Origin of the sequence: Nitrosomonas marina (assembly GCF_900110145.1) — a bacterium.
Classification (GTDB): domain Bacteria; phylum Pseudomonadota; class Gammaproteobacteria; order Burkholderiales; family Nitrosomonadaceae; genus Nitrosomonas; species Nitrosomonas marina.
In genome coordinates this window covers 21447-35505 of record NZ_FOCP01000019.1, presented here as the reverse complement: position 1 = coordinate 35505, position 14059 = coordinate 21447, and the positions used below count along the sequence as shown (strand labels likewise).

The window sequence follows — 14059 nt, the reverse complement described above, 5'->3', positions numbered from 1 at the left end:
GTGTTGACCGGATCTGTAGCTCATGTATAATCTCGCTTCTTTGCTGCTGACGCAGAAACGAAAGCAGCAGGAAAGCAGTTGCAAAGATAAGTAATATTGCAAACTGAATCGCTCTTTAAAAAACAACAATCGATAGGTGTGAGTACTTGGCTTGTGTCAGAAATAAATATTTTCTGAGACTGAGACAGCAGTATGAAAATATTGTCTGTAGCAGAGAAGAAAAGCGAAACAAGTATCAAGTACTACGCTAGACACAAATTAGATTGCAGCAAATGTTTATTCATTTGTTGCAAGCACATAAACGTCAAGCGAAGTTTTAGCAGAATTAAACTGAAGAGTTTGATCCTGGCTCAGATTGAACGCTGGCGGCATGCTTTACACATGCAAGTCGAACGGCAGCACGGGTGCTTGCACCTGGTGGCGAGTGGCGAACGGGTGAGTAATGCATCGGAACGTGTCCAAGAGTGGGGGATAACGCATCGAAAGATGTGCTAATACCGCATATTCTCTAAGGAGAAAAGCAGGGGATCGTAAGACCTTGCGCTTTTGGAGTGGCCGATGCCTGATTAGCTAGTTGGTGGGGTAAAGGCCTACCAAGGCGACGATCAGTAGTTGGTCTGAGAGGACGACCAGCCACACTGGGACTGAGACACGGCCCAGACTCCTACGGGAGGCAGCAGTGGGGAATTTTGGACAATGGGCGAAAGCCTGATCCAGCAATGCCGCGTGAGTGAAGAAGGCCTTCGGGTTGTAAAGCTCTTTCAGTCGAGAAGAAAAGATTGTGATGAATAATCACAATTCATGACGGTATCGACAGAAGAAGCACCGGCTAACTACGTGCCAGCAGCCGCGGTAATACGTAGGGTGCAAGCGTTAATCGGAATTACTGGGCGTAAAGGGTGCGCAGGCGGCTTTGTAAGTCAGATGTGAAATCCCCGGGCTTAACCTGGGAATTGCGTTTGAAACTACAAAGCTAGAGTGTAGCAGAGGGGAGTGGAATTCCATGTGTAGCAGTGAAATGCGTAGAGATATGGAAGAACATCGATGGCGAAGGCAGCTCCCTGGGTTAACACTGACGCTCATGCACGAAAGCGTGGGGAGCAAACAGGATTAGATACCCTGGTAGTCCACGCCCTAAACGATGTCAACTAGTTGTTGGGCCTTACTAGGCTTAGTAACGTAGCTAACGCGTGAAGTTGACCGCCTGGGGAGTACGGTCGCAAGATTAAAACTCAAAGGAATTGACGGGGACCCGCACAAGCGGTGGATTATGTGGATTAATTCGATGCAACGCGAAAAACCTTACCTACCCTTGACATGTAGCGAATTTTCTAGAGATAGATTAGTGCCTTCGGGAACGCTAACACAGGTGCTGCATGGCTGTCGTCAGCTCGTGTCGTGAGATGTTGGGTTAAGTCCCGCAACGAGCGCAACCCTTGTCATTAATTGCCATCATTAGGTTGGGCACTTTAATGAGACTGCCGGTGACAAACCGGAGGAAGGTGGGGATGACGTCAAGTCCTCATGGCCCTTATGGGTAGGGCTTCACACGTAATACAATGGCGCGTACAGAGGGTTGCCAACCCGCGAGGGGGAGCTAATCCCAGAAAGCGCGTCGTAGTCCGGATCGGAGTCTGCAACTCGACTCCGTGAAGTCGGAATCGCTAGTAATCGCGGATCAGCATGTCGCGGTGAATACGTTCCCGGGTCTTGTACACACCGCCCGTCACACCATGGGAGTGGGTTCCACCAGAAGCAGATAGTCTAACCGCAAGGAGGGCGTTTGCCACGGTGAGATTCATGACTGGGGTGAAGTCGTAACAAGGTAGCCGTAGGGGAACCTGCGGCTGGATCACCTCCTTTCTAGAGATACACGGGCCGAGTACTCACAACCTATCGATTGTTAATGCTAGACAGAGCTAAGAACCAGTAATCAGAATCTAGCAGGTCTCTCGATTAATGATGGCGCTTAGACTCAGAAGGGTCTGTAGCTCAGTTGGTTAGAGCACACGCTTGATAAGCGTGGGGTCGGTGGTTCAAGTCCACCCAGACCCACCAACAAATGGGGGTGTAGCTCAGCTGGGAGAGCACCTGCTTTGCAAGCAGGGGGTCATCGGTTCGATCCCGTTCACCTCCACCAGTTTTTAATACTGAAATTTTATAGTATAAAATTGGGTTCTGTATCTGATAGGTAACAAAAGCATCTGTCTCGTACTATTGTTCTTTAAAAATTTGAAAAGTAATAATATTCATTAGGATTGTAATGTTTTAAAATTTTCTTAACCAAGAAAACTAAAAATATAGCAATTAAATGAATAAGGGTTAGATTGTATCAAAATTGCAAATTAGAATTCCAATATTGCATATAGCTATAGCTAGAAAACCTGATATGAGTATTACAAAATATTCTTTCAAAAGTTTTAAAGTTATAGGATCAAGTGAATAAGTGCATGTGGTGGATGCCTTGGCGATTACAGGCGAAGAAGGACGTGGAAGCCTGCGAAAAGCTTCGGGGAGCTGGCAAACAAGCTATGATCCGGAGATGTCCGAATGGGGAAACCCGATCCTTGCTTAATCGATTTTTACGAAGAATTGATTAAGCAAGGATCAGCCTTAACTGAATATATAGGTTAAGAGCGGCGAACCTGGTGAACTGAAACATCTAAGTAACCAGAGGAAAAGAAATCAATTGAGATTCCCAAAGTAGTGGCGAGCGAAATGGGAAGAGCCATCAATATTTAGCATTTAAACTAATCGAATTTTCTGGAAAGTTAAACCATAGTAGGTGATAGTCCTGTAGGTGAAAGTTTGAATGTGGAACTAAGATTGAGAAAAGTAGGGCGGGACACGTGAAATCCTGTCTGAAGATGGGGGGACCATCCTCCAAGGCTAAATACTCGTAATCGACCGATAGTGGACAAGTACCGTGAGGGAAAGGTGAAAAGAACCCCGGAAGGGGAGTGAAATAGATCCTGAAACCGCATGCATACAAACAGTGGGAGCCTGATATACATAGTATATTGGGTAACTGCGTACCTTTTGTATAATGGGTCAGCGACTTACATTCAGTAGCAAGCTTAACCGAATAGGGGAGGCGCAGCGAAAGCGAGTCTTAATAGGGCGTTCAGTTGCTGGGTGTAGACCCGAAACCAGATGATCTACCCATGGCCAGGATGAAGCGAGGGTAACACCTCGTGGAGGTCCGAACCCACTAATGTTGAAAAATTAGGGGATGAGCTGTGGGTAGGGGTGAAAGGCTAAACAAATCTGGAAATAGCTGGTTCTCTCCGAAAACTATTTAGGTAGTGCCTCACGTATCACCTTTGGGGGTAGAGCACTGTTATGGCTAGGGGGTCATTGAGACTTACCAAACCATTGCAAACTCCGAATACCAAAGAGTGTAAGCGTGGGAGACAGACATCGGGTGCTAACGTCCGGTGTCGAAAGGGAAACAACCCAGACCCTCAGCTAAGGTCCCAAAGACACAGTTAAGTGGGAAACGAAGTGGGAAGGCACAGACAGTCAGGAGGTTGGCTTAGAAGCAGCCACCCTTTAAAGAAAGCGTAATAGCTCACTGATCGAGTCGTCCTGCGCGGAAGATGTAACGGGGCTCAAACTGTGCACCGAAGCTAGGGATTTACATTTATGTAAATGGTAGGAGAGCGTTCCGTAAGCCTGCGAAGGTGGCCTGTAAGGGCTGCTGGAGGTATCGGAAGTGCGAATGCTGACATGAGTAGCGATAAAGGGAGTGAAAGGCTCCCTCGCCGAAAACCCAAGGTTTCCTGTGCAACGTTCATCGGCGCAGGGTGAGTCGGCCCCTAAGGTGAGGCAGAAATGCGTAACTGATGGGAAACTGGTTAAAATTCCAGTACCTTTATTCAATGCGATGTGGGGACGGAGAAGGTTAACTCAGCCGGGTGTTGGATGTCCCGGTTCAAGCGTGTAGACATGCTGCTTAGGCAAATCCGGGCGGCTAAGTTGAGACGTGATAACGCAACACTCTTCGGAGTGCCAAGTGAGCGATACCATGCTTCCAGGAAAAGCCACTAAGCTTCAGTTGGATAAGGACCGTACCGTAAACCGACACAGGTGGGTAGGATGAGAATTCTAAGGCGCTTGAGAGAACTCAGGAGAAGGAACTCGGCAAAATGACACCGTAACTTCGGGAGAAGGTGTGCCCCTTGTACGTGTAGCACTTCGCGTGTGAAGCGGAATGGGGTTGCAATAACTAGGTGGCTGCGACTGTTTATTAAAAACATAGCACTCTGCAAACACGAAAGTGGACGTATAGAGTGTGACGCCTGCCCGGTGCCGGAAGGTTAAATGATGGGGTGCAAGCTCTTGATTGAAGCCCCGGTAAACGGCGGCCGTAACTATAACGGTCCTAAGGTAGCGAAATTCCTTGTCGGGTAAGTTCCGACCTGCACGAATGGCGTAACGATGGCCACACTGTCTCCTCCTGGGACTCAGCGAAGTTGAAATGTTTGTGAAGATGCAATCTCCCCGCGGCTAGACGGAAAGACCCCGTGCACCTTTACTGTAGCTTTACATTGGACTTTGATAACATTTGTGTAGGATAGGTGGGAGGCTTTGAAGTGGGTTCGCTAGAACTCATGGAGCCATCCTTGAAATACCACCCTGATGTTGTTGGGGTTCTAACCTAGATCCATTATCTGGATTGGGGACCGTGTATGGTAGGCAGTTTGACTGGGGCGGTCTCCTCCCAAAGTGTAACGGAGGAGTACGAAGGTACGCTAGGTACGGTCGGAAATCGTGCTGATAGTGCAATGGCAAAAGCGTGCTTGACTGCGAGACTGACAAGTCGAGCAGATGCGAAAGCAGGTCATAGTGATCCGGTGGTTCTGTATGGAAGGGCCATCGCTCAACGGATAAAAGGTACGCCGGGGATAACAGGCTGATTCCTCCCAAGAGTTCATATCGACGGGGGAGTTTGGCACCTCGATGTCGGCTCATCACATCCTGGGGCTGTAGCCGGTCCCAAGGGTATGGCTGTTCGCCATTTAAAGTGGTACGTGAGCTGGGTTTAAAACGTCGTGAGACAGTTTGGTCCCTATCTGCCGTGGGCGTTGGAAGTTTGAGTGGACCTGCTCCTAGTACGAGAGGACCGGAGTGGACGCACCTCTGGTGTGCCGGTTATGACGCCAGTCGTATCGCCGGGTAGCTAAGTGCGGACGAGATAACCGCTGAAAGCATCTAAGCGGGAAACTCCCCATAAGATAAGACTTCCCGAGGATATAATCCTCCTAAAGGTTCGTTGAAGACTACAACGTTGATAGGTCGGGTGTGGAAGCGTAGCAATACGTTAAGCTAACCGATACTAATTGACCGTGAGGCTTGATCCTATAATTTTAAAACTTTTGTGAATTCAGAATATAATTTGCATAAATATATAATCTAACAATCATTTACTTTTCAAATAAAATAATTAAAAAGCGAAGAACAAGTTTCGCTTGGTGGCTATAGCACTTTGGAACCACATCTTCCCATCCCGAACAGAATTGTGAAACGAAGCTGCGCCGATGATAGTGTGCAAACGCATGTGAAAGTAGGTTACTGCCAAGCATTTATTTATGAAAACCCCTCTTATGAGGGGTTTTTTTTTGAATAAATTTTATGTTTACCCGGACTAATTGGTAATGACTGGTTGCCTTCGAATCAGCCTTATGTGTAAATATGTATTTATACACTCTCAAATTCAGCAAGTATCATGATTTAACAAAGTTAAGGCAGCATAAATTTAACCAACAATAATTTGGTTTCGTCAATTATGATATAGAATTGAATTGAAACTGGTGGAGGTGCATCATGCTCAGCTCATTCTGGTCGGCGTTGGGAGCCAGTGTATCTGCTGCCCTGGTTACTCTGGTTGGCATATACACAATACGACACTTCGAAGATTGGGGTAGAAAATATAGTATTTATTTCGTTTGTTTTGCCGCAGGTGTGCTGATTTCAGTATCTTTTCTGCACATTATTCCAAAAGCATTTGAAATGAACACTAACGCGCCCGTTTATTTGCTTGGTGGCTTTGCCTTGTTGCACCTCTTCAATCGTTTTATTACGGCCTTTGTTTGTGAGCGAGGGGTTAATCCCAACTTTGGTATCGGTCTGGTACCAATGATCGGAATCGGTTTTCATTCTTTCATCGATGGCTTTGTCTATTCCATCACTTTTTCCGTCAGCATGTTTACCGGAGTACTGGCGACTGCCGGTATGGTGTTGCATGAATTTCCAGAGGGTATCATTACTTATTTGCTATTGTTGCGTAGCGGTTTCAGTGAGAGGAAATCCTTTTTACTGGCTTTCTACGCTGCATCAATTACTACGCCACTAGGTATGCTGGTTTCTTATCCTTTCATCAGTCAGACAAACACGTCATTACTGGGTGCTTTATTGGCATTATCTGCTGGAGCGCTTGTTTATGTCGGTGCCACGCATCTGTTACCGCAGGCCGATAAAGAGCCGCGTGAATACACGCTGCATGCACTTGGTGCTGGCATTCTGGTCTCGGTACTGATAGTGCTTTCAAAATAGTTGATTTGGTGAGTTTCAAATCAGGGGACTAAATATATTCCGATTTTTTGGGCAAACAGGCTAGCCCATATGTCATGTATTTCAGAAGCCGCCAAATCTTTATGCATCGTCGAATATTATTGAGTTTTATAGTGTTTTGTCGGAAAAACGACAAGACGCAATAACATAGAGGCTACTCATTTTGCGCCCGGATCTATTGGTTGTGGTTGGCGTCCACCAGAATATCAGCTTACAGCAGATGCGCACCACGCAATCCATGGCTGCAATGATGATAGTTTTCCGATCGACCCTTAACCTGGGTTTCAACAACATCCATGACCGGGTTGTGTCTTAATTTTGCAATGGCCTGATCATCACCGTTTGACAGCGCCTTGTGCCCGCGCAATACGAACGGCAACATGGTCGTTTCAGCCAGGCGCCCATCAATCAAGGACTGCACTATCTGACCGGCCCGATACTATGCCACCATCAGGCATAACAGCAGATTAACTACCCGTGCTTTAAAGCCGCTGCCGTATTGTTTCTTGCCATACAGGTCGGCAGGGAAGTGACTTTTAGTGGTGTGATGACAATGTGGCATTGTATCTATACCGGCCATCGTAAAACCACAATAAATTCATTATTGAAACGATAACATGCATTTTAGTCTATTGTAGGCAGGTTCAAGCAGATCTTCTCAGCAATTATTCTTTTCGCTTGCTTTGTGGCGCGATGAGTGATCAGATGTGAATCTGAGATCGCAGGAAGGCAATAATCTGCATCTGCCTGAAAGTGAAATCTAAATTTTTATCCCCTTAATTCATGTCAAGTGTTTTTGATTTTTTTGAGGGACGAGTAGTTACAAAGAATACTTTTAATTTAAAATTTGGGGTATAAGTGTAACCACTGATGAGCAATACAATTGATTTCGCATATGCCATTAAAAGTTTGATCATAACTGATGAAAAAAAATATTTTTGTATTCGGCCTCAATGACTTTAATCGTGAACAACTAGAGTCGTTACAGGATGCGGATCAGTATCAATTTCACGGATTAATTGCTCTGGAAAAACTGAAAGACGCGGTTTCCTATGATTTTCCTGCTTTACTGGTTGAAGCGCAGGAACAACTCGACAGTTTCAATGGGCCTATTGATGCCATCATTAATTTCTGGGATTTTCCATCCTCGGTGCTGCATCCTTTTTTGTGTGAAAGATATCAACTGCCCGGTCCGAGCCTTAAAGCTGCTATTTTATGTGGTAATAAAGGATTAAGCCGGGAAGCCCAACAAAGTATTATTCCGGACTATATTCCAAAATTTTCAATTTTTGATCCTTTTGAAGACAACCCTTTTCAGAAGATAGCACTGGATTTTCCCTTCTGGATCAAACCATTGTTGTCTTACTCCGGTTATCTCGGCTTTAGGGTCACAAACCGGGAAGATTTTTCCAGATATCTGCAGACCATACGGGAGAGTATTGATCGTTTTGCCGAACCTTATGCCGATTTACTGCAGCACGCTGATCTGGATTCTTCTCTCACGAAATATACCGCGCATCACTGTATCGCCGAAGAAATTATTTCAGCAGGTAGACAGTGTACGGTTGAAGGTTATTCTTATCAAAATCAGGTTGAATGTTATGGCATTATTGATTCGGTCCGTTATCCAAACATGGTGTCATTTTCACGTTACCAGTATCCCTCCAGACTACCCGAATCCGTAAAACAGAAAATCAACGCAATTTCCAAAACAATCATCGAATATATTGGCTTTGATCAATCTGCTTTTAATATTGAATATTTTTACGATGAAACGACTGATCGTTTGCGTTTACTGGAAATTAATTCGCGTATTTCACAATCGCATGCACTCTTGTTCAAGAATGTTGATGGCGCACCTAATCATCGTATTGTTCTTGATTTGGGACTCGATAATAAACCGCAGTTTCCGCATCGTCAGGGTCGATATGCTTGTGCCGCTAAAATTTTTGCGCGCCGATTTGAGGATGCATTGGTCACGCGTGCACCGACATTGAATGAAATCGATCATGCGCAACAGCTGGTACCCGGCGCTACAATCGTCGTTCCCGTAAAACAAGACAAAAGACTGTCAGAGTTATTGGATCAGGATAGTTACAGCTATCAATATGTTATTGCATATCTTGGAGGCGACAATATACATGATCTGGCACGCAGTTATAAGCGTGTTAGAAAAGCGCTACCGTTCAAATTCAAGTCATTAGCTGGAAACATCAACGTATCGTGAAGATTATTGAATCATTTCCCTGTGCGGTAGAAGTCCATGAACATGTGACGATACCCATGTCAGATGGTATTTTATTATCAGCCAGAATCTGGCTCCCGGTGAATGCCATACATGAGCCGGTACCAGCGATTCTTGAATATATCCCGTACCGGAAGCGCGATCTGACACGTCCGCGTGACGAGCAAAATTACGGTTATTTTGGCGGACATGGTTATGCTGGTGTTCGTGTCGATATGCGTGGAACGGGCGAATCGGAAGGTGTGTTGCAGGATGAATATCTGCCGCTTGAACTGAATGACGGCGTCGAGATTATTCAATGGATTGCCCGTCAACCCTGGTGCAATGGATCGGTCGGGATGATAGGAATATCGTGGGGCGGTTTCAATAGCTTGCAGATAGCTGCATTGCGACCGCCAGCATTAAAGGCGGTCGTTTCCTTGTGTTCGACCGATGATCGCTATGCCGATGATGTGCATTATATGGGCGGGTGCCTGCTCGGCGATAATTTATCGTGGGCTTCGACCATGTTTGCGCGCAACAGTAAGCCACCTGATCCTGACATAGTGGGAGAGCGATGGCGTGAGTTATGGTTGCAACGGCTTGAGGGCAGTGGGTTGTGGCTGGAAAAATGGCTGAATCATCCACATCGGGATGAATACTGGGAACATGGCTCGATTTGTGAAAATTTTAACCGTATCCAGTGCCCCGTATTTGCCGTCAGTGGCTGGGCTGATGGTTATTCGAATGCTGTATTTCGTCTGTTGGAGGGGCTGCGAGGGCCGCGCAAGGGTTTAATCGGCCCCTGGAGTCATAAGTATCCACACTATGGTGAGCCAGGGCCGGCCATCAATTTCCTGAATGAATGTTTACGCTGGTGGGATTGCTGGCTTAAAGGGATAGATAACGGCGTGAAACAGGAGCCGATGTTGCGGGTATGGATGCAGGAGAGTGTGCCGCCAACGACGCGATATACGCACCGTCCAGGGCGATGGGTGGCAGAGAATTGCTGGCCATCGCTACGCATTGAAAAAACAGTCTTTACGCTGGGACCGGGGCGTATTTATGCGCCCGGACGCAAGCCCAAAAACAGCAAACGAAGCATACAGTCACCTTTGAGTGTGGGATTGTTTGCAGGTAAATGGTGCTCTTACAGCGCCACTCCGGATTTGCCGCATGATCAGCGAGAAGAAGACGGCGGCGCGCTGGTGTTTGACAGTGCGCCGCTGCAGGGTTCTCTTGAGCTGCTGGGTGTTCCGGTTGTAACACTTGAACTGTCTTGCAGTAAACCGGTAGCTATGGTTGCTGTCCGGCTATCGGATGTTGCACCTGATGATAAGGCGACCCGGGTGACATATGGCATTCTGAATCTTGCGCATCGCAATAGTCATTCATTTCCTGAGCCACTGAATTCGAGTGAATCTTATCAGGTTCAGGTGCAGCTTAACGGCGTTGCACAATCGTTTCCAAAACATCACCGTTTGCGGTTGTCTATTTCAACTTCGTATTTTCCTTTGGCCTGGCCGCCGCCGGAGCCGGCAAGACTCACATTATATTTCCACAATTGCACACTGACTTTGCCCGTGCGTCCAGCATCAGAAATTGATAAAGCGCTGCCTTCACTAGGTGATCCCGAAGGTGCGCCCTGCTGTGAAAAGAAACTGCTCGAACCGCGTCGTGCAAACTGGCTGGTACATCGTGATCTTGCCGCAGATAAATCTATTTTGGAAATCATCAAGGATGACGGCCAATATCATATAGAAGATATTGATCTTGCAGTGCGCTCAAAAACGCTGGAATGGTATAGTTATCAGGGCGATGATTTTGAGTCTGTCCGCGGTGAAACATTGTGGGATATGACTTTTGAGCGGAAGAACTGGCGTGTGCGCACGGTGACCCATACGATTTTAACTTCAACATCCACACATTTCAGAATCCAGGCAGAACTGGATGCATACGAAGGAGACAGCCGCATATTCAGTAAAAGCTGGGATACTCGTATTTTGCGTCAGTATGTTTGATAGCAAAATTAGCAGATTATTTCTTGTCTACGCACTCAGCCTTGATTTTCAAATCAGTGTGGACACTTTTCAAAACGCTGTTTTCCACGCTGATTGACTTGTCTGCAGGGAAAATAAGCCTCGTGGCGATCTTGCTGATATTTTTTTACTGGCAAATTGTCGGCGCCTGATTTTCGCTATAGATTCCATGTATATCACTCCAGGGTTTTTCAGATAAAATGCCGGATTAAGCTGGAACTTTTCAAGGTTGACTCCAGTGTTTCCCTGGTGGTTTTTGCATCTTGATTAACATCATATACCTCATAGACAGCCGAATTTTTATCCGTTGCTGAGTCTGACTGGGTTGTATAGCGCTTTGTCTGATAAGTGGCAAAGCGCTATAAAATTTTATGAATTATTTAAATATCAGATTCCAGACGATAAAACGTATAGGAAATAGTTACAGTATTAATATCAGCGGGTAACTGAGGATCCACGGAAAACTTCACGGGCATTTGTCTTATTTCACCCGGTTCCAGGTCTTGCTTGGTAAAACAGAAGCATTCTATTTTTTTTAAATACTTCTCCAGGTTACGTGGACTATAACTGGGTATTGCCTGGCCAGTAATTGGAAGTTTGGAATTGTTTCGAACTTCATAAACGATTTCTGCAAACTCACCAAGATGCGTTTTAATGCTGGATTGGACAGGCTTAAACTGCAATGCGGCGCTGTGTACATTGGCGTCTAACTCTATAAAAATTTCGCGAGTTAAATCTACTGCACGGGCTTCCATAATAACCGCATCAATATCAGCTACTGGTTGTCGTATTCCTGTGACTTCACAGATTTTTTCATACATTGGAACAAGCGCGTAGCTGAAACTAAACATTAACACAGTAAAGAAAAGCAATTTTCTCAAAATTGTTGAATTATCTTCAGCCACACTGTCGATAATTGTTTTATGGTTTCTGTTACTCATGGTTTTTTCCTTGAAAAATGTATTGATTCACCACATTCATGCCAGCAAGCTTGATTTTTTACAAATTAGTTGAATCTATAAGCTATATATTATAGACATATAAAAATACATAATGTTCATGTTTGCCTGGTCTGGGAGTAATTTACAATCTGAAATCGTTGAATTACGACCATACGGCTCATTGTGACGGGCGAGAGCAGCTATTTGGGTGTGTCAGATTGAATTGATCGTTACCGGGTATGAGGAGAAGTGGTGTTAGATGCGGTCAGCCGAGGTGGTTGTTACCGTTTCATTTCCAGAAACGAGGCCGTTTTGCGAATTTCAGATGGGCGGTAATGATGAAATACCGGTTCTTTTATGCAGTTGACCGGTCGTTCGAACAACACCACGTCGTCCGATTTAGGGAAGAAAACCAGATATTCCAGTTCATCAACGAAGCGGTGTCCGTGCGAACGAGTTCTCTAGGGTGTTTTCGATTTTTTCAGTTTTCTTTGCGTTCCAGCAGTTTGATTAAATTCAAGGCGTTGTAGAATCGGAAACGTTCTTTAATGAATAGCGGCGATCCCCGTTGCTGTGGCCATATGGGCTTTCCGGTATCCATACCTCCTATCTGGACAAGAGCAAACGCTTCATACAGAAAGACAAACGTTTCAAGTTGAGAGTTCTATTTGCTGATGTGAGAGCGCCATTTAATCTTGTGCGGCATGAGTGATACTGGCTATCAATACCAGTATCACTGTATTATTTCTAAATTTTCTCAGGTTAGGTCAATTATCATAATATCTTGTTTATTTTGAAATCTCATCACTTATGACGCCCCAAGAATCACTTTCATCATCATCGACTTCTGAAAGGGAAGGCTCAACATCATCTGTGGAGTCAGATTCTTTGGATATTTTCTCGCTGATGACACCCCAAGAATCCTTTGTATCTGCTGCAGGTTCGGATGTTGTTTCATTATAGGCAGATTGATTTTCGGCCAGGGTAAAACTTTTCTTCTCCTCAGCTGTTTTTTGCTTTGACGATTCCAGCCCCTCGTTGCTTAGCATACCTTCACGTTCTTTATAGAGACTGGGCGGATATTGACCTGGTTTCTCATTGCAGGCAACCAAAAATATTGCAATCAACACGCCCGAAAATAATGAATATTTCATTGACAATCTCCTTTTTGATGGTGATATGTGTAACCTACTATATAGCAATTTAGTAGCACGTTTCAAGTTTATAGCTTCGTCCATCGCTGAGTAGAAAAGGGTCGAATCAGCTTATTTATTGAATTCGGGTATCAATAAATTCCGATTGTTTATATCAAGTTGGTGTTTTTGGAGGCTGACGATGTAGCATTGCTAAATATTAGTTTGACGGTGTTTTGGTGATTGCCTCAAAACCAGATACGACATCCAGCAATTCCGAGGTAATCACGTTCTGGCGTGCACGGCGGAAGGACATGGTGACTTCTTCTATACGATCGTCCAGGTTCCGCTGTGCAGATTGCATGGCGGATAACCGACTCGAATGCTCGCTAGCCTGTGATTCCGCACAGGCCCGGAAAATCGTAACAAACAGGTATTGTCGCAATAGCCGTGTGAATAATTGTTCGTGGTTCATGGTAAAGCCCGGCAGGCTGCGTGAAGGCCAGACTTCTTCCTCAAGGCGGTGGAAACGATGCAGGTTGACTGGCAACAACTCGAAACCGGTCGGGCGATAGCCTTTTCCGCCCGAGTGCCGGTTATAAAACAGGTAAACATAGTGAACGCCGTTTTGTTCGCGCCATTCATCTATTTTAAGCAATATCTGCTGCACACTCAGGGTGATTTGCGAAGCCGAACCCGGTACCAGAAAAACGTCTTCAACCATGTGACCCTCATGTTCAAGGCTGGCAGCGACACGTGCGCCGACCGCGAGCAGTACATGATTGTTTGGGTCGGCAGGTGATGATTGCATGCGCTCCAGCGCGAAAGTTGTAATATCCTCATTGAACCGTCCGCACAGGCCGTGGTCGGAACCGAAAACAATACTGCCCAGACGCTGCCGGTGGCGTGATTGCAGCAACTTAGGCTGCTGGCTGGTATTTTGTGTTACAGGTGGCGCCGATGCCGTGTTTTTCAAGACGACATGCAGGCCGCGCTCAACGGTTCGATAATACCCGGCAAGTGCTGTTACCGCCTGCTCGTATTGCCTGACACTGGCTGCCGATAAGGCTTTCATGGTTGTGACGATTGTTCGCAGTTCTTCAAGACTGTTCCGTTGTTTGTGTAATTGTTCGAGAGATTCCATAATGA

At 45.7% G+C, this 14059-nt stretch carries 8 protein-coding genes, 2 tRNA genes and 3 rRNA genes; 8 read left to right on the top strand and 5 right to left on the bottom strand.

Annotated features, from left to right (window positions below; all coding sequences use genetic code 11):
* Window positions 1–327 precede the first annotated feature (327 nt).
* The 6 genes from BMX44_RS12405 (at window position 328) to BMX44_RS12380 (ending at window position 6555) form a co-directional block, all read left to right on the top strand.
* A 16S ribosomal RNA gene (locus BMX44_RS12405) occupies window positions 328–1863 on the top strand.
* 118 nt (window positions 1864–1981) lie between these two features.
* Window positions 1982–2058, top strand: a tRNA-Ile gene (locus BMX44_RS12400).
* A 6-nt stretch (window positions 2059–2064) separates the two neighbouring features.
* Window positions 2065–2140: transfer RNA gene (locus tag BMX44_RS12395), tRNA-Ala, on the top strand.
* A 292-nt stretch (window positions 2141–2432) separates the two neighbouring features.
* A 23S ribosomal RNA gene (locus BMX44_RS12390) occupies window positions 2433–5363 on the top strand.
* Between the two features lie 107 nt (window positions 5364–5470).
* Window positions 5471–5583, top strand: a 5S ribosomal RNA gene (gene rrf / locus BMX44_RS12385).
* Together the 16S, 23S and 5S rRNA genes with 2 tRNA genes alongside form the textbook arrangement of a ribosomal RNA operon.
* 243 nt (window positions 5584–5826) lie before the next feature.
* A complete protein-coding gene (locus tag BMX44_RS12380) occupies window positions 5827–6555 on the top strand; it encodes a ZIP family metal transporter (protein WP_090633521.1) in 729 nt (242 codons plus the stop codon).
* Between the two features lie 229 nt (window positions 6556–6784).
* Here BMX44_RS12380 and BMX44_RS12375 read toward each other — a convergent pair whose 3' ends face one another.
* Together BMX44_RS12375 and BMX44_RS16885 are read right to left on the bottom strand one after the other, a co-directional pair.
* Window positions 6785–6994, bottom strand: coding sequence for a hypothetical protein (locus BMX44_RS12375; protein WP_090633519.1), 210 nt, complete (start codon window positions 6992–6994; stop codon window positions 6785–6787).
* Between the two features lie 18 nt (window positions 6995–7012).
* Window positions 7013–7153 carry a hypothetical protein gene (locus BMX44_RS16885; protein WP_177167754.1) on the bottom strand — a complete coding sequence of 47 codons (141 nt, stop codon included), beginning with the start codon at window positions 7151–7153 and terminating at the stop codon, window positions 7013–7015.
* 342 nt (window positions 7154–7495) lie between these two features.
* Between BMX44_RS16885 and BMX44_RS12370 the strand changes: the two genes are divergently transcribed.
* Complete coding sequence (locus BMX44_RS12370; protein ID WP_090633517.1) at window positions 7496–8800, top strand: ATP-grasp domain-containing protein; 1305 nt, start codon at window positions 7496–7498, stop codon at window positions 8798–8800.
* On the top strand, window positions 8797–10818 hold the full coding sequence (locus tag BMX44_RS12365) for a CocE/NonD family hydrolase (RefSeq protein WP_090633515.1): 2022 nt from the start codon (window positions 8797–8799) through the stop codon (window positions 10816–10818). Before BMX44_RS12370 ends, BMX44_RS12365 begins: the two co-directional genes overlap by 4 nt.
* 398 nt (window positions 10819–11216) lie before the next feature.
* Here the strand turns inward: BMX44_RS12365 and BMX44_RS12360 are convergent, their stop codons facing one another.
* The 3 genes from BMX44_RS12360 to BMX44_RS12350 form a co-directional block, all read right to left on the bottom strand.
* Window positions 11217–11741, bottom strand: coding sequence for a cytochrome c oxidase assembly protein (locus BMX44_RS12360; RefSeq protein WP_245738919.1), 525 nt, complete (start codon window positions 11739–11741; stop codon window positions 11217–11219).
* Window positions 11742–12565: 824 nt separating this feature from the next.
* Window positions 12566–12931, bottom strand: coding sequence for a hypothetical protein (locus BMX44_RS12355; RefSeq protein ID WP_090633511.1), 366 nt, complete (start codon window positions 12929–12931; stop codon window positions 12566–12568).
* 199 nt (window positions 12932–13130) lie between these two features.
* A complete protein-coding gene (locus BMX44_RS12350; RefSeq protein WP_090633509.1) occupies window positions 13131–14054 on the bottom strand; it encodes a F0F1 ATP synthase subunit gamma in 924 nt (307 codons plus the stop codon).
* Between the last annotated feature and the right edge of the window lie 5 nt (window positions 14055–14059).

Coding starts and splice junctions, on each gene's coding strand:
- BMX44_RS12380 (WP_090633521.1), top strand. CDS start 5,827: ATGCTCAGCTCATTCTGGTCGGCGTTGGGAGCCAGTGTATCTGCTGCC.
- BMX44_RS16885 (WP_177167754.1), bottom strand. CDS start 7,153: ATGGCCGGTATAGATACAATGCCACATTGTCATCACACCACTAAAAGT.
- BMX44_RS12370 (WP_090633517.1), top strand. CDS start 7,496: ATGAAAAAAAATATTTTTGTATTCGGCCTCAATGACTTTAATCGTGAA.
- BMX44_RS12355 (WP_090633511.1), bottom strand. CDS start 12,931: ATGAAATATTCATTATTTTCGGGCGTGTTGATTGCAATATTTTTGGTT.
- BMX44_RS12350 (WP_090633509.1), bottom strand. CDS start 14,054: ATGGAATCTCTCGAACAATTACACAAACAACGGAACAGTCTTGAAGAA.